Annotated in this window: 1 protein-coding gene; it reads right to left on the bottom strand. The window is 60.2% G+C overall.

Going from position 1 to position 367, the window contains the following annotated elements; all coding sequences use genetic code 11:
* Positions 1–338: coproporphyrinogen III oxidase (locus tag HX778_RS24910; RefSeq protein WP_176983354.1), on the bottom strand; the 338-nt coding region annotated here is incomplete at its 3' end.
* Between the last annotated feature and the right edge of the window lie 29 nt (positions 339–367).

Raw genomic sequence — 367 nt, 5'->3', positions numbered from 1 at the left:
AAGAAGCGCACGTTGGCGTGGCTGGTTGGCACATACGGGTTGTTCGGGTGCACCACCAGAGAAACGCCCATGGCCTGAAAACTTCTTCCCGCCAGCTCCGGGCGGTGAGCCGTGGCTGACGCAGGCATGGCATCGCCATGCACGTGGGAGAAGTTTACGCCAGCCTGTTCAAACACCGCGCCGCCGCGCAGAACACGGCTTCGCCCGCCGCCGCCGCCTTCGCGCTGCCAGTTATCCTCCTGGAAGGCGGAGCCATCAAGGGCGGAAAGCTGTTGGCAGATGGTGTCCTGCAGGGAAAGCAGGAACTGTTTTACGGCGTGGATATCGGGCTGAGTCATAAAAATTAACGCTTCTTACCGTGGACTTT

The sequence above is a fragment of the Cedecea sp. P7760 genome (assembly GCF_013386425.1).
GTDB classification, from domain to species: domain Bacteria; phylum Pseudomonadota; class Gammaproteobacteria; order Enterobacterales; family Enterobacteriaceae; genus Cedecea; species Cedecea selenatireducens.
Note: the sequence above shows the minus strand (reverse complement) of the source record. Positions and strands in the feature narration are given on the sequence as shown.